Source organism: Streptomyces venezuelae (genome assembly GCF_008642275.1).
Classification (GTDB): Bacteria; Actinomycetota; Actinomycetes; order Streptomycetales; family Streptomycetaceae; genus Streptomyces; species Streptomyces venezuelae_E.
Map to the genome: position 1 here is coordinate 1,608,932 of NZ_CP029189.1, position 20,368 is coordinate 1,629,299.

The 20,368-nt window shown below is 73.6% G+C and carries 17 protein-coding genes; 8 read left to right on the top strand and 9 right to left on the bottom strand.

Going from position 1 to position 20,368, the window contains the following annotated elements; genetic code table 11:
* Positions 1-46: 46 nt before the first annotated feature.
* The 5 genes from DEJ51_RS06665 to DEJ51_RS06685 all read right to left on the bottom strand — a co-directional run bounded on the left by DEJ51_RS06665 (position 47) and on the right by DEJ51_RS06685 (position 7,995).
* Positions 47-2,245 carry a molybdopterin-dependent oxidoreductase gene (locus tag DEJ51_RS06665; RefSeq protein ID WP_150256754.1) on the bottom strand — a complete coding sequence of 733 codons (2,199 nt, stop codon included), beginning with the start codon at positions 2,243-2,245 and terminating at the stop codon, positions 47-49.
* A 274-nt stretch (positions 2,246-2,519) separates the two neighbouring features.
* On the bottom strand, positions 2,520-3,140 hold the full coding sequence (locus DEJ51_RS06670; RefSeq protein WP_150261727.1) for a TetR/AcrR family transcriptional regulator: 621 nt from the start codon (positions 3,138-3,140) through the stop codon (positions 2,520-2,522).
* Between the two features lie 35 nt (positions 3,141-3,175).
* Positions 3,176-4,477 carry a hypothetical protein gene (locus tag DEJ51_RS06675; protein ID WP_150261728.1) on the bottom strand — a complete coding sequence of 434 codons (1,302 nt, stop codon included), beginning with the start codon at positions 4,475-4,477 and terminating at the stop codon, positions 3,176-3,178.
* 427 nt (positions 4,478-4,904) lie between these two features.
* Positions 4,905-5,720, bottom strand: coding sequence for a hypothetical protein (locus DEJ51_RS06680; RefSeq protein WP_150261729.1), 816 nt, complete (start codon positions 5,718-5,720; stop codon positions 4,905-4,907).
* A 136-nt stretch (positions 5,721-5,856) separates the two neighbouring features.
* Complete coding sequence (locus DEJ51_RS06685) at positions 5,857-7,995, bottom strand: right-handed parallel beta-helix repeat-containing protein (protein WP_150256755.1); 2,139 nt, start codon at positions 7,993-7,995, stop codon at positions 5,857-5,859.
* 218 nt (positions 7,996-8,213) lie between these two features.
* Between DEJ51_RS06685 and hmgA the strand changes: the two genes are divergently transcribed.
* Together hmgA and DEJ51_RS06695 are read left to right on the top strand one after the other, a co-directional pair.
* Positions 8,214-9,527: a homogentisate 1,2-dioxygenase gene (gene hmgA, locus DEJ51_RS06690; RefSeq protein ID WP_150256756.1), complete on the top strand. Its 1,314-nt coding sequence runs from the start codon at positions 8,214-8,216 to the stop codon at positions 9,525-9,527.
* Between the two features lie 78 nt (positions 9,528-9,605).
* A complete protein-coding gene (locus DEJ51_RS06695) occupies positions 9,606-10,355 on the top strand; it encodes a GntR family transcriptional regulator (RefSeq protein WP_150256757.1) in 750 nt (249 codons plus the stop codon).
* Between the two features lie 76 nt (positions 10,356-10,431).
* Here the strand turns inward: DEJ51_RS06695 and DEJ51_RS34425 are convergent, their stop codons facing one another.
* Positions 10,432-10,596, bottom strand: a complete 165-nt coding sequence (locus DEJ51_RS34425) for a hypothetical protein (RefSeq protein ID WP_190620231.1) — start codon at positions 10,594-10,596, stop codon at positions 10,432-10,434.
* Between the two features lie 145 nt (positions 10,597-10,741).
* Here DEJ51_RS34425 and DEJ51_RS06700 point away from each other — a divergent pair, with 145 nt between their 5' ends.
* Positions 10,742-11,866 carry a type ISP restriction/modification enzyme gene (locus DEJ51_RS06700; RefSeq protein ID WP_190620883.1) on the top strand — a complete coding sequence of 375 codons (1,125 nt, stop codon included), beginning with the start codon at positions 10,742-10,744 and terminating at the stop codon, positions 11,864-11,866.
* Between the two features lie 130 nt (positions 11,867-11,996).
* On the opposite strand, the gene DEJ51_RS06705 is transcribed toward DEJ51_RS06700, so the two are convergent.
* Positions 11,997-12,722 carry a TetR/AcrR family transcriptional regulator gene (locus DEJ51_RS06705; protein WP_150256759.1) on the bottom strand — a complete coding sequence of 242 codons (726 nt, stop codon included), beginning with the start codon at positions 12,720-12,722 and terminating at the stop codon, positions 11,997-11,999.
* A gap of 73 nt (positions 12,723-12,795) precedes the next feature.
* On the opposite strand from DEJ51_RS06705, the gene DEJ51_RS06710 reads away from it, so the two are divergent.
* Genes DEJ51_RS06710 through DEJ51_RS06720 form a run of 3 tightly spaced genes read left to right on the top strand, consistent with a single transcriptional unit; the run spans position 12,796 to position 15,826 of the window.
* Complete coding sequence (locus DEJ51_RS06710; RefSeq protein WP_150256760.1) at positions 12,796-13,812, top strand: ATP-binding cassette domain-containing protein; 1,017 nt, start codon at positions 12,796-12,798, stop codon at positions 13,810-13,812.
* Positions 13,809-14,594 (top strand): ABC transporter permease, encoded by a 786-nt coding sequence (locus tag DEJ51_RS06715; protein WP_150256761.1) that lies wholly within the window; start codon positions 13,809-13,811, stop codon positions 14,592-14,594. Before DEJ51_RS06710 ends, DEJ51_RS06715 begins: the two co-directional genes overlap by 4 nt.
* A 35-nt stretch (positions 14,595-14,629) precedes the next feature.
* A complete protein-coding gene (locus DEJ51_RS06720) occupies positions 14,630-15,826 on the top strand; it encodes a CaiB/BaiF CoA transferase family protein (protein ID WP_150256762.1) in 1,197 nt (398 codons plus the stop codon).
* Between the two features lie 50 nt (positions 15,827-15,876).
* Here DEJ51_RS06720 and DEJ51_RS06725 read toward each other — a convergent pair whose 3' ends face one another.
* Positions 15,877-16,146 carry a hypothetical protein gene (locus DEJ51_RS06725; protein WP_076046471.1) on the bottom strand — a complete coding sequence of 90 codons (270 nt, stop codon included), beginning with the start codon at positions 16,144-16,146 and terminating at the stop codon, positions 15,877-15,879.
* A 279-nt stretch (positions 16,147-16,425) separates the two neighbouring features.
* Between DEJ51_RS06725 and DEJ51_RS06730 the strand changes: the two genes are divergently transcribed.
* Complete coding sequence (locus DEJ51_RS06730) at positions 16,426-18,228, top strand: serine/threonine-protein kinase (protein ID WP_190620233.1); 1,803 nt, start codon at positions 16,426-16,428, stop codon at positions 18,226-18,228.
* Here the strand turns inward: DEJ51_RS06730 and DEJ51_RS06735 are convergent.
* Positions 18,198-19,004: an SGNH/GDSL hydrolase family protein gene (locus DEJ51_RS06735; protein WP_150261730.1), complete on the bottom strand. Its 807-nt coding sequence runs from the start codon at positions 19,002-19,004 to the stop codon at positions 18,198-18,200. The two genes, DEJ51_RS06730 and DEJ51_RS06735, sit on opposite strands and share 31 nt — an antisense overlap.
* Positions 19,005-19,210: 206 nt before the next feature.
* On the opposite strand from DEJ51_RS06735, the gene DEJ51_RS06740 reads away from it, so the two are divergent.
* Positions 19,211-20,308 (top strand): DUF5925 domain-containing protein, encoded by a 1,098-nt coding sequence (locus tag DEJ51_RS06740; protein WP_150256764.1) that lies wholly within the window; start codon positions 19,211-19,213, stop codon positions 20,306-20,308.
* Positions 20,309-20,368 lie beyond the last annotated feature (60 nt).

Here is a 20,368-nt window from a genome sequence, read left to right on the forward strand (position 1 = left end):
CGCCAACAAGACGTCCACGCGTGAGCAATACGAGCAAAACCCCAGCTCAGAGCAGTGGCATGAGCTCAACGGGGAAGCCGTTGAGCACCGCCGTGCCGGACAGCCGGTCGATGTGGCTGCCGTCGAGCAGCTGGTTGACGTTCGCTCCGGGAGACGCGGCCGCCACCGACAGCCGCGAGCCGGACCGGTCGTGGCCCCAGCCGTGCGGAAGGCTCACCACGCCGCTGCGGACGGCGTCGGTGACCTCGACCGGCACCTCCAGGCTCCCGCCGTCGGCGGTGATCCTGGCGTGCCCGCCGTCGACGAGGCCGAGCCGGTCCGCGTCCCGCGGATGGACGTGAAGGGTGCAGCGGTTGGAACCTCCGGTGAGGGCCGGGACGTTGTGCAACCAGCTGTTGTTGGACCGCAGATGGCGGCGGCCCACGAGCACCAGGGCGGCGGGGCGGGCGGCGAGCGCCGTGCGCAGCCTGGGGAGTTCGGCCGCGATCGGGTCCGGAAGCAGCTCGATCCTGCCGCTGCGGGTCTTCAGCACACCCGGGAGCCGGGGGCGCAGCGGGCCCAGGTCGATGCCGTGCGGTGCCTGCCGCAGGTCGTCGAGCGTCAGGTCGTAGGGGCCCGTGCGCAGCATCAGGTCGAGGCGCCGCTCGGGTCCTGTGCGGCCGGAGAGCTGACGTGCCAGCTCCTGCGGGTCCCCGCCGTGGAGCGGCGAGTGGGGATCGGTGACGGCCCGGGCCAGGCTGTCGGCGATGACGCGCTCGTCCACCGCCTCCGGCGGCGCTCCGTGCAGCCCGGACACGGCGAGGATCAGGCGCGCGTGGATCTCGCACTCGTCCATGCGCCCGTCCGCCAGCGGGAGGGCGGCGGGCGAGTAGCGGGCTTGGTTGCGCACGGCGAACCCGTTGAACGCGAAGTCGAAGTGTGCGCTCTGCGAGGGCGGCGGCGGTGGCAGGACGACGTGGGCGTGGCGCGAGGTCTCGTTCAGGTAGGGGTCGACCGAGACCATGAAATCCAGCCCGGACAGCGCCCGGTCCAGCCGGTCGCCGTCGGGTGCGGACAGGACCGGGTTGGCGGCGATGGCCAGCAGGACCCGGATCCGCCCGTCACCCGGGGTCTCGATCTCCTCGGCGAGAGCGGCCATGGGCAGCTCGCCCTTGACCTCGGGGTGGCCGGCGACCCGGCTCGACCAGCGGCCGAGCGCGAACCCCCTGCCCGGGCCCGCGGGGCGGCCGGCGGGTGCAGTCGCGGAAAGCGGGAAGAGGGCTCCGCCCGGCCGGTCGAGGTTGCCGGTGAGGATGTTCAGTACGTCGACCAGCCAGCTCGCGAGCGTGCCGAACTCGACGGTGCAGCTGCCGATCCGGGCGTAGACGGCGGCGGTGGGTGCGGCCGCGAGCTCGCGGGCGAGGGTGCGTATCTCGGCGGCGGTGAGGTCGCATGCGGGTGCGACGGCCTCAGGAGTGAAACTCCCGAGTGCGGCGCCGAGTTCCCCGATGCCGTCGCAGTGTTCCTCCAGCGCGCCCGGGTCGGCGAGCTCCTCCTCGATCAGGGTCTGCGCGAGGGCGGCGAGCAGCAGCGCGTCACTGCCGGGTCGCGGCGCGAGGTGACGGTCGGCGAGCGCGGCGGTGCGCGTACGGCGCGGGTCGACGACGACCAGGGTGCCGCCGCGGGCGCGCAGGGCCTTGAGCCGGCCCGGGAAGTCGGGGGCGGTGCACAGGGAGCCGTTGGACTCGACCGGGTTCGCGCCCAGGAGCAGCAGGAAGTCGGTCCGGTCGAGGTCGGGTACCGGGATGGCGAAGGGGTCGCCGAAGAGCAGCCCGCTGGACACGTGTTTCGGCATCTGGTCGAGGGTGCTGGCGGTGAAGAGGTTGCGGGTGGCGAGGCTTTTGAGGAGCAGCGGTGGGTAGAGCGCGCCGGCCATGGTGTGGACGTTCGGGTTGCCCAGGACGACGCCGACGGACTGGGCCCCGTACTCCCGGACCAGGGCGGGGACGGCGGTCGCGATGGCTTCGAAGGCCTCCTCCCAGGTGGCCTCGCGCAGTCGGCCGTCACGCCGGACGAGCGGGCCCCGCAACCGGTCGGGGTCGGAGTCGAGCGCTCCGAACGCGGCTCCCTTGGGGCAGATGAAACCGCGGCTGAAGACGTCCTCGCGGTCACCACGGGCTCCGGTGACCACGCCGTCCGAGAGCGTGAGGGTGAGTCCGCAGGTGGCTTCGCAGAGGGGGCAGATACGCAGGGCGGTGCGGGGCATGGGCCCTCCAGGGGCGGCGGTCTGCGGTACGGGCGAGGTCGCGCGGAGTGCGTAGAGCATACCGACCGGTACGCATGGAGGGGAGGGGTGTGCGGGACGGAGTGGTACGGGCGCCGTCCCGCACACCCCTCCCGAGCCGGGACCGAGCTCCGGGACCTGGAGCTGGACCTGCGCGTGGGGCTGGACCTGCGCGTGGGGCTGGACCTGCACCTGGAGCTGGGCCTGCGCGTGGGGCCCGGACCCGGACCTGGACCCGGCTCGGAGCCGGAAGGGGTCAGTCCAGCACGCGGGCCAGGTACGCGTGCATCATCGCGCGGGTCTCGGTGACGATGCCGGGGTCCCCGGCCGGGTCGGCCCGGAAGGCGAGTTGTATCAGCGCGTCGGTGGCCTCGACCGCGACGAGGACGGACCGCTCCAGGGCGGCGTCGGGGGTCAGGGCGAGATGCGCGGCGAGGAGTTCCGTCAGCCGGGCGGCGACCTGGTGGTTGGGATCCGCCTCCGGCTCCCCGGCCGGAGGCGCGGGCACGCCGAAGTCGACGAGCGCGAAGCCGGGCACGCTCCGCTTCATGGCCAGGTACTCGTCGAGTACCGCGTCCACGACGGGCCGCCAGTGGGTGGCCGGGAGGTCGGTGAGCCGGTCCGCGATGCCGTCGACGTACTGGTCCAGGTTGCGGTGGGCGAGCGCGATGGCCATGGCCCGCTTGTTGCCGAAGAAGCGGTAGACGGAACCGATCGGCACGCCGGCGCGCGCGGCGACGGCACGGGTGCTGAGGTTCTCGTACCCGGTCTCGTCCAGCAGTTCGGCGCAGGCGTCGAGGATCCGGGCGAGCCGGTCGGCGCTGCGCTGCTGGACGGGCGTGCGGCGCAGGGAGTGGACGGGAGGCACGGGGTCCATCATGCCGCTCCTCGCTTCTCGGTTCCGCGGGGGTCTCAGTTCAGCAGAAGACTGAGCCCTCCGACCGTGTAGGTGATCATCAGCGCCAGCAGCGGCAGTTGTCCGGCCACCGCCTTCGCCGGGGGGAAGAGTCGCACGGACCGGTCGTGGGCCGCGACGACACCGAGGACGTGACCGGTGACGACGGCGACGACCTGGAGGGCGGCGAGGCCGCCGGGACCCAGTGGTGGCACGGGTTCGGGGGCGTTGTCAGTGCCGAGTGCCATGCTTACTGTGCGTGGTCCTTCGACTACCAGGAGGGAGAAGTAGTGGGCGATGAGATAGCCGAGCGCGATCGGTACGAGTGAGTGCGCGAAGGCGGTCAGCGGGCCGGGGTGCGGGCCGCTGACGAGGCGGGTGGCAGCGGCACAGAGGCAGTAGAGGGTCGTGACGAGGGCGATGGAACCGAGCAGTCCGATTGTGGCCGTGGGGATGCGGCCGAGGGGGGAGGTCTGGAGCGCGTTGATCCACGAGGGGTTGTCGGAGAAGCCGTCGTAGGCGGTGGAACCGAGCAGGACGCAGACGGTGGCGACGAGTCCGGGCCGCTCGGGTGTCGCGTCGAGTCCGTGGAAGGGGTTACGGAGAACGAGGCGGCCGTCGCTGCGACGGCCGAGGGGGGAGAGCCGCGCGAAGAGGCCGGAGTACGCCTCGAAGGCGTCGCCGTCGTCGAACCAGCGCTCGCCGAAGCGGGCGGCGAGCAGGAGTTGGGCGGTGGCGTAGACGGTGATGGCGACGAGGAGGGTGGTGGTGGATGCGGGATCAGGAGCGACGAGTTCGAGCCAGGTGAAGGCGAACAGTCCTGCGGCGGCCGGCCATTGACCGAGCCGGGCGGGAAGGGGGTGGCCGGGGCCGCGTCCGGGCAGGACGCGGCGGAGCAGGCGGTGCAGGGTGCGGAGCGGATTGAGCAGGCGCCAGACGGGGCCGAGGAGGAGGGAGGCGGGCACGAGTCCGACCCACAGGAGGACGTAGACGGCGCCGGGAGCGGGGTTGTGCGCGGGGTCGTCGGGACCGAGGAGGAGGTGCAGCAGGACGGCCACCGCGGCGGTGAGTCCCAGGCCTTGCAGGGTGGTTCGGGTGGCGGCCGCGTCGGCCGCGCGCTGGAGGGCGGCGGGCAGGGCGAGGCCCGAGTGCGCTCCGCGGAAGCGGGAGGTGGACCAGAGCAGGCCGAGCGCGAGGAAGGAGACGAAGAGCGCGGCGAAGGCACCGGCGAAGGCATAGAAGGGAGAGATGGGCAGGTCGTGCTGGGACCCGATCCCGTGCGCGAGCGAGGTGAGCGGATCGGCCGGGTGAAGGACCACGCCCTGGCCGTGGCCCGCCTCGCCGGTGCCCGGGAGGAGGTCGGGCACGGGCGGGTTCACCGTCGGCCTGCCCGGGGCGACGTCCCGTCGGCGACACGGCCCGGCCGCCCGGACTCCGGCCCGGGCCCGGTCGGCCGGGGCCGGACGCCGCCAGGAAACGCAGGCCGAACACTGGGCCGCACGGACCGGCGCCGCGCAGGGCCCCGTACGGGTCCAGGCCCGGCCACAAGCCTGGGTACGGGCCGACGCGTGAGGCCCGGTACGAGTCCAGGCCCGGCCGCGGAGTCCCGTGCGGGCCGACGCATGAGGCCCGGTACGGGTCCGGGCCCGGCCGCGGAGTCCTGTGCGGGCGCAGGGGTCGGCGGCGGCTGAGCCGGGAGCCCTGGGGCCGGTCCGAGTTCAGGGCCGGGGGCGGGGCTGGGCGGGGTCATCGGACGAGGAGTTGGGTCAGGACGAGGCCGGACTCGTGGGTCTCGACCTCGAACAGGCCCGTGCGGTCGGCCGTCAGGACCAGGGTGGCTTCCTGGCCTGCCGGCAGGGCGAGCTCCTTGTCGTAGCCGTGGACGTGCAGGGTGTCCGCGCGGTCGCTCGTGACGCGCAGGGCCACGCGCTCTCCGCGCCGCAGCTCGGTGCGGGCGGGGGCCGGGCTGACCTTGCCGTCCCGGACCGTGATGGTGACCGTACGGTCGGCCTGCTCCGGCGCCGGAATCCCGACCGGTGGCGGGGTGGCTCCGTGGCCGTGTCCGCCCGGCTGGCCCGGGGCGGCGGCGGTGAGCTGGGCCGTGCCCTCGACCGGCTTGCCCGAGACCGCCCAGGCGGTGTGGTCGTCCGCGTAGAGGCGGACGGTCAGGGTGTGCGTGCCTTCGGGGACCTGCGCCACGGGCAGGTGGAACCAGGGCCCGTACAGCCGGGCCAGCTTGCGTCCGTCGAGCTCCAGGTGGGCGTGGCCCGCGCCCGGGAGGGCGGCACCGCCGGTGCTGTCCGGGGTGAAGCGGTAGTTCGTCACCGCCAGTTGGAGGTTCCAGCCGTCTTCCGAGTCGGGGCGGACGGTCAGCTGGACCTCCGGTGCGCCCTGGGCCGGCACCTCGCGGAGCCGGTGGCCGGCGGCGTCGGTGGCCGTGAGCAGGGTGCCCACGCCGCCGGAGGCCTGCTCGTGGCTGGTGCCGGGCTTGTGGTGGGTGGTGGCCCGCCCGCCGCAGCCCGTCGCCGCGCCGCCCGCGAGGAGCAGGGCGAGGGCGAGCAGGGCCGTGGCGCGGGCGGTTCGGCGGAGCCCGCGGGCCTCCGTGCGGGGCGGCGTACCGCAGCCGTCGCACCGGTCGTCGTCGTCGGGCCGGTCGGTCACGGCTGGCCTCCGTTCGTCGGGGCGGCGTGGGCGGGGGTCACGGTGCGGGGTCCGGGGTCGCCGGGGGCTCGGGGGCCGCCGCGCTCAGCGCCGGGGCGGGGTCGCCGGGTACCGGGGCGCGGTCGCCCGCGGGATCTCCGCCCGGGCCTGCCGGGCGGGCCGGGACGCCCGGGCGGGCCGAGGCCACCACCGCCCACAGGACCCAGACCACCGCGACCAGGGCCCGCACCCAGGCGGGGCTGAGGGGGGTCCAGGGGATCATCAGGACGGCCTTGTCGAAGGCGTCCAGCACGGTGAGCCCGGCCAGCAGCAGGGTCAGGCGGGCCAGCCAGGGGCGTGTGGGGCGCATGACCAGGCCTGCGCCCGCCCACCACAGGCCGAGCAGGAGGAGGGCGAGCGCCGGAACGATGGTGGCGGTCAGGGGCATGGTGGAGCCCGCCACGTCCAGGACCAGACCCGCCAGCCCGGCCAGCGTGGCGGCCGTGCCCAGCCGGGAGCCGCGCAGGCGGCGCCACCACAGGACACCGCCGACGAGCAGCAGCACCGCGGCCACGGCCAGCGCGAGCTGGGTCTCCACCCGCTCCAGTCCGCGTGCGCCGTACCAGTCGCAGCCGGACGGGAGTTTGCGCGCCTGGACGTTGTAGTCCGCGCAGACGAGGAGCTGGGCCAGCTTGACCGGTTCGCCGACCAGGCGGGCGGACGCCCCGGAGACCTCGCCCCGGCGGTCACCGCACTGCGGGACCGTGCCGGGGGTGGAGCCGTCGGGTCCGTCCTGCCAGCAGTTGGCGCGCCCCTGGCCGTCCCACCACACGTCCATGCCGTTGGGCCGGGCGGCGCCGGACTTGTCCTTGCCCATGACGTTCCCGGCGTACCGGTTGTGGTGGGAGGTGTCGGTCTGCTTCGACCACGCTTCCTCACCGCGGATGAAGGCGGGGACCGCGCTCAGGAAGAAGCCGGCACGCCGGTGCCCGTACACCCAGTTGTTCTCGTAGAGGTTCCAGTTGCCGCCCGCGGTGATGATGCCGGTGCCCGGCGGCATGGAGATCTGCGGGCAGACCACGCCCCGCTCGTAGCCGCGCTCGATCGGCGGCTTGGCGCAGGTGCCGTCGGCGACGTACCCGTAGTAGTCCTGGTTGTTGTCGTGGATCAGGTTCCGCTCGAACTTGGCGTGGTTCTGCGGGAGTCCGGGGTGGCCGGGGAAGGCGCTGTCCATCGAGGCGCCGCCCATGTTCTGGTCGAACTCGTTGTCGTGCACCCACACCGAGTCGCCCGCGGTGCCGGAGTAGCCGACCATGTTGTGGTGGCTGCGGCAGCCGGTGATCTCGATGGAGTACCGGGGGACCTCGTAGCCGCGGCCGTCGTTGATGTTCGAGGCGCTGCCCGGGTAGATGCCGGAGTCGCCGTTCCCGTACGACTCGCAGTTCTTGTAGAGCCCGTGGTCGCTGGCGAAGGTCAGGAAACCGTATTCGTCGTTCCAGCGGGTCAGCACGTCGTCGATGACGAAGCCGTCGCCCGCGAGCACGTACAGCGAGTTGAAGGTGGTGCGCTGGGCGGTGAAGTTGCGGAAGTAGATGCCGTTGGACTTGTCGGCGCGGATGGCGTTCAGCTTCTGGTACTTGGCGTCGACGACCACGTCGAGCCGTGATGCGCCCGTGCCCTCGATCTGCAGGTTCGTCTTGCCCAGGATGGCGACGAGGTTCTGGTTGTGGCGGCACTGCACCTGCTGCTCGTAGGACAGGATCTGGTAGCCGAGCGAGGACTGGGGGGCCTTGAGCGCGGCGCACTCCCCCGTGGGCGTGGGGAGGGAGGGCTCCTCCTCGTACAGCCCGGGGAGGATCGCGATGTTCATCCCGGGCCGGTCGACGGCGTCGACGGCCTCCTGCAGGTGCCGGTAGCCGCTCTTCTCGCACCGCTCGTACAGGGCGAGGTTGCGCTGCCTGAGGTCTTCGGGGAAGGCGGATATCCGGCGCTCGAATCCGGGCCGGTCGGTCTTGCAGACGATCAGGTCGGGCTCCGCCGTTCGGTACTCGGGTACCGATCCGGAGCCGTCCGGGAGGGTGATCGGGCGCTCCTCGTGCGCGCTGGCGGCGGGCGCCGCGACGAGGAGGGACAGGAGGGCGAGGAGGGCGGCGAGGAGCGCCGCCGGCACGGCAGGGAACCTGCGGGTCCACGACATGCGCGTGAGAGTAGAGCAATGTTCATCTTTTGGGACCCCCTACGACCGGATCCGCGCGCACGCCCCCGTTCACATCCCCGTTCACATCCCGTCGACCCCTCCCCCATTTCCGGCCTTTCCCGCCGATCTCCGCACCGGGCACGGGCCCGCCGTTGACGTGCGAGCCGCGGAATCCTACTGTCGACCATAGGATTCCTTCGACGGAGCGGGAGCAGCACATGAGCGAGCAGGCCAGGAAGACGGCGGAGGCCCTGGAGTACCTCACCGGCTTCGGCAACGAGCACAGCTCGGAGGCCGTCCCCGGCGCGCTGCCGATCGGCCGGAACTCGCCCCAGCGCGCACCTCTCGGCCTCTACGCCGAGCAGCTCAGCGGCAGTGCCTTCACCGAACCCCGCACCCACAACCGGCGCTCCTGGCTCTACCGCATCCGCCCTTCGGCCGCGCACCCGCCCTTCGCCCGGATCGACAACGGCGGCCTGCGTTCCGCGCCCTTCACCGAGTCCGTGGCGGACCCGAACCGGCTCCGCTGGAACCCGCTGCCCGACCCGGCCCCCGGCACCGACTTCCTCTCCGGCCTGTGGACCCTCGGCGGCAACGGCGACGCCGCCCAGCGCGCCGGCATGGCCATCCACCTCTACTCCGCCAACGCCGACATGACCGACCGGGTGTTCAGCGACTCCGACGGCGAGCTGCTCATCGTCCCCGAGCGCGGCGGACTGCTCCTGCGCACCGAACTGGGACTGCTCGCCGCCCGCCCCGGCGAGATGGCCCTCATCCCCCGCGGCGTCCGCTTCCGCGTCGAGCTCCTCGACGCCGACGCCCGCGGCTACGTCTGCGAGAACTACGGCCAGCCCTTCGAGCTGCCGAACCTGGGCCCGATCGGTGCCAACGGCCTCGCCGCCGCGCGGGACTTCCAGGCCCCCGTCGCCGCGTACGAGGACAGCGAGCGCCCGACCGAGGTGATCAACAAGTTCTGCGGCAACCTCTGGTCCGCCACCTACGACCACTCCCCGCTCGACGTGGTCGCCTGGCACGGCAGCCACGTCCCGTACGTGTACGACATGCGCCGCTTCAACGTCCTCGGCTCGATCAGCTACGACCACCCCGACCCGTCGATCTTCACGGTCCTGACCTCGCCCTCCGACACCCCGGGGCTCGCGGGCGTGGACTTCGTGGTCTTCGCGCCGCGCTGGCTGGTCGGCGAGGACACCTTCCGCCCGCCCTACTTCCACCGCAACGTGATGAGCGAATACATGGGCCTCATCGAGGGGGCCTACGACGCCAAGGCCGAGGGCTTCGTCCCCGGCGGCGGCTCGCTCCACAACATGATGTCCGCGCACGGACCCGACCACGAGACCTTCGAGCGGGCGAGCGCGGCCGAGCTGAAGCCGCAGAAGATCGACGACGGCCTGGCCTTCATGTTCGAGACCCGCTGGCCGATCACCGCCACCGCGCAGGCGGCAGGCGCCGATCACCTCCAGCGCGGCTACGACGACGTGTGGCAGGGTCTGCAGCGCCACTTCCGCGCCTGACCTGCACTGCATACGCTGCATGCGCCGTACCCTGCATGCCCCGCACGTCATCCCTGTCCAGCCTTCGGAGATCCACCCGTGACCGCCTTCGCCCCCGACTCGCTGGTGCTGAACCGCAAGCTGCCGCTCTGGTACCAGGTGTCGCAGTCATTGCGCGCCTCGATACTGGGGCGCACCCCGGACGCCTCGCTGCGCCTGCCCACCGAGGAGCAGCTGGCCGGGCACTACGGGGTGAGCGTGCTGACCATGCGGCAGGCGCTCAAGGAGCTGGAGGGCGAGGGCCTGATCAGCCGGCACCGGCGGCGCGGCACCTTCATCGAGCCGGGCGCGCTGCGCAGCACCCCGGTCCGGCTGCTGGGCTCGGTCGACGCGATCGTGGCCCAGCAGTCGGGCGACCGCACGACGATCCTCGGGCACGGCCGCTCGGCCGTGTCCGGGGAGCTGCTGGAGCACTTCCCGGACACGGCCGAGGTGGTCACGTACCGCCGCCTGCGCCACGACCGGGAGAGCGGTGAGCCGACCAACTGGGCGGAGAACGCCGTCCTCCCGGAGTTCGCCGAGGCGGTGGATCTCGCCGATCTCGAACGCTGGCCGATGACGAAGGTCCTGCGGGACATCGTGGGGGTGCGCATCAGCCGGATCACGGACACGGTGGAGGCCCGGCTGGCCGATCCGGAGACGGCCGAGCTGCTCCAGGTGCCGCTGCTGAGCCCGATCCTGCACTACACGGGCGTCACGTACGACGAGGACGGCCGGGTGGTGGACGTGGCCCGGATCCGCTACCGGGGCGACCGGTTCTCCTTCACGGTGACGGTCGACGCGCACTGACCGTCCCCGTGACGGTCGGCGCGCACCGACCCTCCCCGTGACGGCCCGCCGCCCGCCTTCGGGCGGCGGCGCGCGCCTACTTCTCGTCGTCCTCCCTGGTGCGTTCGCCCTCCGCCTGGGAGGGCGTGGTCCGCATCGTGTGGGGGTGCTGCCGCTGCTTGCGCTGGGCCTCGTCCATGTCCTCGTCGAGGCGCTCGCCCTCTGCCTGTGACGGGGTCGTGTATTCGTCGTACTGGCTCATGACCGCCTCCTCAGCCTCCTCGGTCGAAACCGTACGAATGCCTATACAAGGAGCCTAGCTCTTCGGCCTGGACGCAGCCCGGCCATCGGATCCCGTCGCTACCATCGGCGGCGTGAGCGAAGACGTACCGCTGCTTGAGGATCTGATGCCCTGGTCCGTGGGCGGCCTGCGCCTGGGCCGGGACTGGGTGGCCGCACCCGATCCGGCGGCCCTGCGCGCCCGCTGGGCCGTCCTGGCCGGCTCCGAAGGCGCCGAGCGGGAGCGGCTGTTCCGCCCGAGCCGCAGCCGTCGGCCCGATGCCGGGGCGGCGGCACTGCCGGGTCAGCGCTCGGCGGCCACGGCCCGTTTCGCCGACGGCCCGGGCCCCTGCCCCGCCCCCGTACGGGTGCTCCTCGATCCCTTCGACGAGCAGTGGCTGCTGCCCGACCAGCGGCTCATCGACGCGGCCCGCCCCGAGCTGTGGCGGGTGCGGGACGAGCACCAGCTGTTCCTCGTCGAAGCCCCGGACCCGCTGGTCACCGCACACCTCCCGGCCGGCCGCCTCGGCCGGATCCGCCCCCTGCACCGGCGCCCCGGTGGCGCGGAGCCGAATCTCGCCCCCGGCCTGGCGGCCCTGCTCGGCGCGCGCCACGGCGGCCCGGTCACCCCCGAGGACGTCCTGTGCTGGATCCTCGTGGCGGGCCGTCCGGGCTCCCGCGGGTACGAGATCCCGCTCGCCGCCGATCCCGGGCGCTGGCGGGCGGGGCTGGAGCTGGGGCACCGGCTGCTGGGCGTGCAGCTGCGCGGCGCGCGCGGCGGTGAGCCGCCCCGGCTGCCCGGCGGGCGCCGCCCGTACGTCCGCTCGGCGGTCACGCAGTGGCCGCGCGAGCTCACGTACGACGCCGAGAGCGCGACGCTGGGCCTCGGGAGCGGGACCGTCTCCCCCGTACCGGCCGGGGCCTGGGAGTACGAGGCGCAGGGCGTGCGGGTGCTTCCGGCGTGGTTCGCCGCCCGCACCGCCCACCGGGGTCCGGACGCCGAGGGTCTGGCCGCGCTGGGGCCGTCGGACTGGCCGCAGGGCTGGACCTCGGAGCTGCTCGCCCTGGTGACCACGCTGGCGCTGCTGGCCGAACTGGCCGGGGAGCGGGCCGCGTTCGAGCCCGGCCCGGGGCTGTCGGCCGAGGAGTTGCGCACGGCCGGGGTGCTGCCGCCGCCGGCCTGGGCGCGGCGCCCGGCCTCGGTGCTCGACCACCAGGAGGAGGGCCCCGGCGGGCAGTTCGCCCTCCTCTGAACATCCGGGCAGACGCGGGCCCACACCGCACGGCAGCACGACCGGGCGACCAGGGGGACCGGGCGACCGGCGGACAGCCGGGCAGCCGGGCGGCCCGTGGGCGGCACATCAGCCAGCCGCACGGCCCGTCCTACGCTCCCCAGGCCCCCAGCAGCCGGGACACCGTGCGGTCGAACACCTCGTCCATGTCGAGCCCGGCACCCGGGACCGGCCCCCCGGCGACGAGGGCCGCCGCCAGCCGCGGATACTCCCCCGTGGCCAGCCGGGAGCCGAGCCAGGCCGTCCGTACGCGCTGCTCCTCGGCTTCGCCCCAGGGGAGCGACCGGGCCCGTTCGGCCATGGCCAGCTCGCTGGCCACGAAGGTCGCGACGGCGGCGTTGACGGCGGCGACGAGCTCCAGCTTCTCGCCGTCCGGCGCGTCCAGCGGAGCCAGGCAGTCCAGGCTGTACTCCAGGTACCGCAGGGCGTTCGGGCCGAACCCGTAGACGGGGCTGAGCAGGCGCGGCAGCCAGGGGTGGCGGCGCATCAGCGCCCGCGTCCGGCGGGCCAGAGCGAGCAGGTCGGCCCGCCAGTCACCGGTCGGCGGCGGAAGCTCGTACTCCCCGCTGACGGCGTCGACCATCAGCTCGTACAGGTCCTCCTTGCGCGGCACGTAGTTGTAGAGGGACATCGTCCCCGCGCCGATCCCGGCCGCCACGCGTCGCATGGAGACGGCATCGATCCCCTCCTCGTCGGCGATCCGCACCGCCTCGGACGCGATGGACTCACGGCTGTGCGCGGGCCTGGGACCGCGGCCGGCCCGCTGGGGGCGGGACCAGATCACTTCGGGTTCAGCGGGTCGCCCGCCGGCTGTCATGGCTCAGATCACCTCGTCGTCTCCCCACCATCTTAGTTACGTACAGCGTACGTAGTGAGGTACGGTGGCGCACATGACTACTACGTACGCTGTACTTAGTGAGGGTCTGGAGAAGAACTACGGAGAGGTCCACGCCCTGCGCGGCCTCGACCTCGCCGTCCCCGAGGGCACGGTCTGCGGCCTCCTCGGCCCCAACGGCGCGGGCAAGACCACCGCCGTCCGGATCCTCACCACCCTCACCGCACCCACCGGCGGCCGCGCCCTCGTCGCCGGTCACGACGTCAGCCGGGATCCCGCGGCCGTCCGCCGCGCCATCGGCGTCACCGGCCAGTACGCCTCCGTCGACGGGGACCTGACCGGCCGTGAGAACCTCCGGCTCTTCGCCCGGCTGGCCGGACTGCGCGGCCGCGCAGCCCGGGCCCGCGCGGACGAACTGCTGGAGCGCTTCGGTCTCACCGAGGCCGCCGACCGCACGGCCACCACCTGGTCCGGAGGCATGAAGCGGCGCCTGGACCTGGCCGCCGGCCTGGTCACCCGCCCCCGGGTGCTGTTCCTCGACGAGCCCACCACCGGCCTGGACCCGGCGGCCCGCGAGCAGATCTGGGCGGCGGTGCGGGAGCTCGTCGAGAAGGGCGGCGAGGGCACCACGGTGCTGCTCACCACGCAGTACCTGGAGGAGGCCGACCGGCTGGCCGACGACATCGTGGTCGTCGACCGCGGCCGGGCCGTCGCCACCGGCACTCCGGCCGGGCTGAAGGCCCGGATCGGCGCCCGCGCCGAGGTCACCGTCGCGGAGCGCGGGGCGCTCGGCCGCGCCGCCGCCGCGCTCGACCACCTCACCGGCGGCCGGCCCCTGCTCGACGAGGAGCGGCTGACCGTGGGCGTCACCGTCCTCGACGGCGCTCTCGCCGGCGGCGGGGGCGGTGGCCTCACCCTGCCGCGGATCATCCGGGAACTCGACGCCGCCGGCGTACCGGTCACGGACGCGACCCTGCGCCCGCCCACCCTGGACGAGGTCTTCCTGCGCCTGACCCAGCCCCACGGCACCGCCGTCGAGGCCGCCACCGCCGATCAGGAGTACGCCGCATGAGCACCCTGCTGTCCGACGGCGGCGCCGTCTTCACCCGCCAGCTCCAGAAGGCACGGCACGCCCCGGCGCTGCTGGTCCTCACCCAGACCATGCCGATCACCATGCTGCTGTTCTTCGGCTACGTCTTCGGCAGCGCGCTCGCCATGCCGGGCACGGAGTACCGGGAGTTCCTGGTCCCCGGGCTGCTGGCCGCCACCGCCGCGAACGGCCTGATGACCGGCATGTTCACGGCCGCGCAGGACGCCCACCGCGGCGTGATGGACCGTTTCCGGACCCTGCCGATGAGCCGCACCGCCGTACCGCTCGGGCAGACGGCCGCCGATCTGCTGACCACCGGTGTGTCGATGGTGCCGCTGATGCTCGTGGGACTGGCGATGGGCTGGCGCATCGAGAACGGCCTGCCCGGCGCGCTCGGCGCCCTGGGGGTGCTGCTGCTGTTCCGCTTCGCCACCGCGTGGGTGGGCACGTACCTCGGCCTGCTGAGCAGCAGCGAGGAGGCGGCCGGCCAGCTCGGCAGCGCCACCTTCGTCCTGCCGATGCTCTCCAGCGCGTACCTGCCGACGGCGGGGCTGCCCGGATGGCTGCGCACGGTCGCCGAGTGGAACCCGATCAGCGCGGTCGCCACCGCCGTGCGCGAGCTGTGCGGGAACGCCGGGGGCGCGGCCGGGGCCGGGGCCGCCTGGCCCGCCGCCCATCCGGTGGCCGGGGCGCTGCTGTGGTCGGGCGCGCTGCTCGCGCTGTTCGTACCGCTGGCCACGCGCAGGTTCGCGCGCGGCCGGTAGTGACAGCGGCCCGTCCGACCCGGTAGGCAGGGCCCATGACCACCGAACCGCTCCCCCTGGACGGCATCACCGTCGTCGCCGTCGAACAGGCCGTCTCGGCCCCCTTCGCCACCCGCCAGCTCGCCGACCTGGGCGCCAGGGTGATCAAGGTGGAGCGCCCCGACGGCGGCGACTTCGCCCGTGCGTACGACACGGCCGCGCACGGGCTCGCCTCGCACTTCGTCTGGGCCAACCGGGGCAAGGAGTCGATCGCGCTCGACCTGAAGGACCCGCGCGGCCGGGAGGTGCTGCACGGGCTGCTGGCCGGGGCCGACGTCTTCGTGCAGAACCTCGCGCAGGGCGCCGCGGCCCGGCTCGGCATCGACTCGGCCGCGCTGTGCGCGCGTTACCCCCGGCTGGTCGCCGTGGACGTCTCCGGCTACGGCGCCGAGGGCCCGTACGCCCACAAGCGGGCCTACGACATGCTCGTGCAGTGCGAGGCCGGTCTGGTCTCGGTGACCGGCACCCCCGAGCAGCCGGTCAAGGCGGGGATCCCGGCGGCGGACATCGCGGCGGCCATGTACGCCTTCTCGGGCGTGCTGGCCGCCCTGTTGCGCCGTGGGATCACCGGGCGCGGGGGCCGGGTGGAGGTGTCCATGCTGGACGCGCTCGCCGAGTGGATGGGCCATCCCCTGCACCACACGATGCACGGCGGGGAGCAGCCCGCGCGTACCGGCCTCGCGCACGCGGTGATCGCGCCCTACGACGCCTACGCGACGGCCGACGGGGACCGGGTGCTGTTGTCCGTGCAGAACGACCGCGAGTGGCGGCGGCTGGCCGAGCAGGTCCTGGAGCGGCCGGAGTTGGCGGACGATCCGGCGTACGCGACGAACGCGGCGCGCACGGTGAACCGGGAGAAGACCGACGCGGTGGTGGCCGGGGCGCTGGGCGGGCTCGGCGCGGACGAGGCGATCGGACGGCTGGAGGCGGCGGGCATCGCGTGCGCGCGGCTGAACTCGGTGGCCCAGCTGGCCGGGCATCCGCAGCTCGCGGCCCGGGACCGCTGGCGGGAGGTGGATTCACCGGCCGGTCCGCTGCGGGCCCTGCTGCCGCCGATCGGACTGCCGGGCGGCGCGGCACCGCACATGGGTGCGGTGCCCGCGCTGGGCGAGCACACCGGGTCCCTGCTGCGCGCCCTGGGGATGGCGGACGCACAGATCTCGGATCTGCGCCGGGACGGTGTGGTCGGGTAGGGCCGGGGAGCCGGAGGCCGAGGGGCCGACGGCTGCGGTACGGGGGACGGTTACGAGCGGCGGCTGCCGAAGAGCGTGCGACGCAGACGGCGCAGCGGCGCGAAGAGCGAGACGCGCGCGCTCCGGCTCCGCAGACGGTGCGTGTGGTCGCGGGAGGTGAGCTCGCGCATCAGCAGCGTCGCCTCGGCGGTCTCCCGGTGCGGGACGGCGGGACCGCCCAGCACGGCGAGATGGCGGTCGAGGCGCGAGCTGGTCGCACTGCTGCCGCAGGTGATGGCAGGCACGCGGGGCGGCCTGCTGCGCATTGCTATCTGTTCCATGATCTCTCCCCACCCGTACGAGGGCACCCGGCCCGGGCAGGTTAACCCTATCGCCCCCGCGTCGCCCCCGGGTATCCCGGTGGTGTGAATTACCCCTGCGGCGACGGGGAGTTGACGATTACTCAACGGAGTCGCCGGTTACTCTCCGCACAGACGTCACGCTGTGGAAGGTCTCTGCGCCGGTCCCGTCACGACAGGAGCCACACGGCTCGCACTGCGCTAACTTGGAGTGATCGCCCGATGACGTGCGGGCGCACGGGAGCACACACGGGGGCGCGCGTGAGTGACCAATCGAACTCCGATCGTGTCATCTCCGGCCGTTACCGACTGCTCGAACCCATCGGCCGGGGCGGGATGGGCGTCGTGTGGCGGGCCCGGGACGAGGTACTCGCCCGCGAGGTCGCCGTCAAGGAGGTACGGGCACCGGCCGGACTCGAACCCACCGAACTGGAGCGGCTGTACAGGCGACTGGAGCGCGAGGCCTGGGCCGCGGCCCGGGTCTCGCACCGCGGGGTCGTCACCGTCTACGACGTGGCCTCCGAGGACGGGCGCCCCTGGATCGTGATGGAGCTGGTGCGCGGGCTCTCGATGGCGGACGTCCTGGAAGCCGAGGGGCCGATGTCCCCTCAGCGGGCCGCGCACATCGGGGAACAGGTGCTCGCCGCGCTGCGCTCCGCCCACGACTCGGGGGTGCTGCACCGGGACGTGAAGCCGGGCAACGTCCTGATCGCCAACGACGGCCGGGTGGTGCTCGGCGACTTCGGGATCGCGACCCTGGAGGGCTCCTCGGCGATCACCATGACGGGCGAGGTGGTCGGCTCGCCCGAATTCCTGGCGCCGGAGCGGGCGTTGGGCCGCGATCCGGGACCCGCGTCGGACCTGTGGGCGCTCGGGGTCATGCTGTACGCCGCCGTCGAGGGGGTTTCGCCCTTCCGGCAGGCCACCGCGCTGGACACCCTGCGGGCGGTGGTGGACGCGGAGTTCCCGCCGCCGCGCCGGGCCGGGGCTCTGGCGCCCGTACTGGAGGGACTGCTGCGCAAGGACCCGGCCGGGCGGCTGTCCGCGGCCGAGGCGGCCCGGATGCTGCGCGTGGTGGGCGCGGGCGGGACCGTACGGACTCCCGGCGGCCCGGTGTCGGGCCCGGACACGCCGACGACGACGGCGGCTTCGACTGCGGCTGCGGCTGCGGCTTCGGCTGCGGTGCACCACGGGCACGGCGGGAACGAACCGCACACGACGCCGTACGGAACGCCGCCGCCGGCCACGGCCGGGCCCGGGCCGCGCGAGAGCCGGGCCGGGCTGGTGCTGACGGCCGGGATCGTGCTGATGCTGCTGGCCCTGGTCGCGGTGGGGTGGCTGCTGCTCAGGGACCGCGAGAACACGGGCGGGCGCGGCGGCGGGAACGGCGGCGCGCCGACCGGCTCGGCGACCACCGCCCAGAGCGTCACCACGGCCCCGTCGGCGGCTCCGTCGGCCTCGGCGTCGGCATCCACCCCGGCCGCACCCGGGCAGCACGTCTCGGTGTACGTGGACACGGTGCGCTCCTCCTACACCGGCAGCTGCCCGCCGCCCGCCGGGTACGCGCCCGCCTTCACGGCCACCGTCGAGGTGGAGCGCACCCCGGTCGTGCTGGAGTACCGCTGGGCCACGCGCAGCGGCCGGACGTCCGGCCCCGACTGGCGCTCCGTCACGTACGAGGAGGGCGGGCCGCGGAGCCGGCGGCTGGAGCACACGGAACTCACGCACGAACCGGACGCGGTCTTCGAGGACGCGGTCCGGCTGGAGGTGCGGGGACCGGCCGAGGTGGCGACCCAGTGGGTGGCCACCTCCGTGACGTGCCGGGAGGAGACCCCGACGAGCGGGGCCCCCTCCCCCGGACCGAGTCCGTCGCCGGCCTCGCCGACGGCGAGCGCTCCGACGGCTCCGGGGACCGGCGAACCGGATCAGACGGGCCCGACGGATCAGACGGATCAGACGGGCCGGCTGAATCGAACGGACGGGACGGGCCGCGCGGGCGGGGACTTCCGCGCGGCCCGGGAGTACCGGGCCGGTCAGGCGGCGTTCGTGAAGACCGGCAGGTAGCCGCCGGACTGTCCGGCGGCGGTCGGGTGGTACGACTCGCCGATGTTCAGCCAGTTGACGCTGTGCAGCCACGCGTTGCCGGAGCAGATCTCGTGACCCGTGAAGGCGCCGGCGACCGAGGCGAAGGTGAAGCCGTGGTCGGCGGCGCGTTTGGCGATGGCGGCGTTGAGGTAGTCGGCCGCGCCGTTGATGGCGGCCCGCTCACCCTCGGTCAGGCCGGTGGTGCAGGTGCCGTTGAGCTTGTAGAAGCGGGGGTAGCCGAGGACGACGACGTGCGCGCCGGGCGAGCGGCTGTCGATGGCGTCGTAGACCTGGTCGAGCCGGCCGGGGAGGGTGGAGTCCACGTAGGCCTTGGCCTGGTTCACGCGGTTGACGCAGGTGGATTCGGACTGGAGGACGCAGGTGGTCATGACGTCGGAGAACCCGGCGTCGTTGCCCCCGATGGTGATGCTGACCAGGTCGGTACCGGAGTTGAGCGGGGCGAGCTGGCCGGAGAGGACATCACTCGTACGAGCGCCCGAGCAGGCGGTGAAGGAGAAGCTCTGGGGGGAGTGGGCGGCGGCCCACAGGGCCGGGTAGGCGCGGGTGGTGCGCTTGCAGTTTCCGCTCGTGCCGTCGTAGTTGCCGGCGCCGACGCCGGAGGAGTACGAGTCGCCGAGGGCGACGTAGCCGAAGTCGGCCCGGGCGGTGGCGGCCGCCTGGCCCGCGCCGAACAGGGTGGCGCCCGCGGCGAGTAAGAGGGAGGAGGTCAGGGCAGCGAAGCGCGACAGTTTCATGCTCATGTGTGCGGCTCCTTGTGGGGGTTACTCCTGAGTCCGTGGTACAAGGAGCCGGGGTTGGCTGGAAGTGTCCATGCCAAGAATATTCAGGGCAGAGATGAGGCCCGAACCTTCACTCCGAATGCGTTTGAAGAGGGAACTTGGGCACCCGATCCAGCGAAACACGGGTGCACGAGGGCATCGTGTGCCGGATCATGGGCGCCATGTCAGCCAACCCGCAGGACGCGCTGCCGATCCGGCTCAACGTCGACGACAGCGACTCACCGTCGGACGTCGTCGACGCGCTCTTCCTCGGCCGGTTCGCGTCCGGCGAGCAGCCGTACTCGCACAGCGTGTCGATCGAGCGGGTCAAGGCGGAAGCCACTCTCCTGCCGCCGGATGCCACGGTGCTGCGCTCGGCGCGCGACAGCGACCGCAGCGCCACCCTCGCCGAGGGCGAGGGCTGGACCATGCTCGTCTCGCGCTGGAGCCGGGGAGCGGACGTCACCGTGACGGCGGTCAGCGACGTACTCGCCGCCGACGTGCTCGGCAAGGCCACGGAAGGCGTGCAGGACGAGCCCGAACCGCAGCCCGAGAACGTCACGATGGGCTTCTGGTACGTCTCCCCGCGCCGCGGCCCGTACCGGACGACCCGCCAGATCGCCGCCGGGACCTGGGCGGAGGTGCGGCCCAACTACACCGCTCCGGTGGCCGGGGCGATGGACCGGCTGATGAAGGTGACCCCGGACGACATCGCCGGCCGGCTGCTCCTGCTGCACGGGCCGCCCGGCACGGGCAAGACCTCCGCGCTGCGGACGCTGGCCCGGTCCTGGCGCGACTGGTGCCAGGTGGACTGCGTCCTGGACCCGGAACGGCTGTTCAACGACGTGGGCTACCTGATGGACATCGCGATCGGCGAGGACGAGGGCACGGCGAAGGGCCGCTGGCGGCTGCTGCTGCTGGAGGACTGCGACGAGCTGATCCGCGGCGAGGCCCGCCACACGGCCGGGCAGGCGCTGTCCCGGCTGCTGAACCTGACGGACGGACTGCTCGGGCAGGGCCGCAACGTCCTGGTGGGCGTCACCACCAACGAGGACCTGGAACGGCTCCACCCGGCGGTGGTCCGTCCGGGGCGCTGCCTGGCCCGCATCGAGGTCGGCCGGCTGACCCACCGGGAGGCGGTGGACTGGCTGGGCACCGACGAGGGCGTCTCCCGCGAGGGCGCCAGCCTGGCGGAACTGTTCGCCCTGCGCCGCGGCACGGGCCCGGCGGCGGTCCTCCCGCCCCAGCCCCACAGCTCGGAGGCGGGGCTGTACCTCTAGTCTCCGGTCCGGCGGGGCCGAATTCAGCCCCGCCGGCGGGTGAGGCGCGGGCGCGGAGCG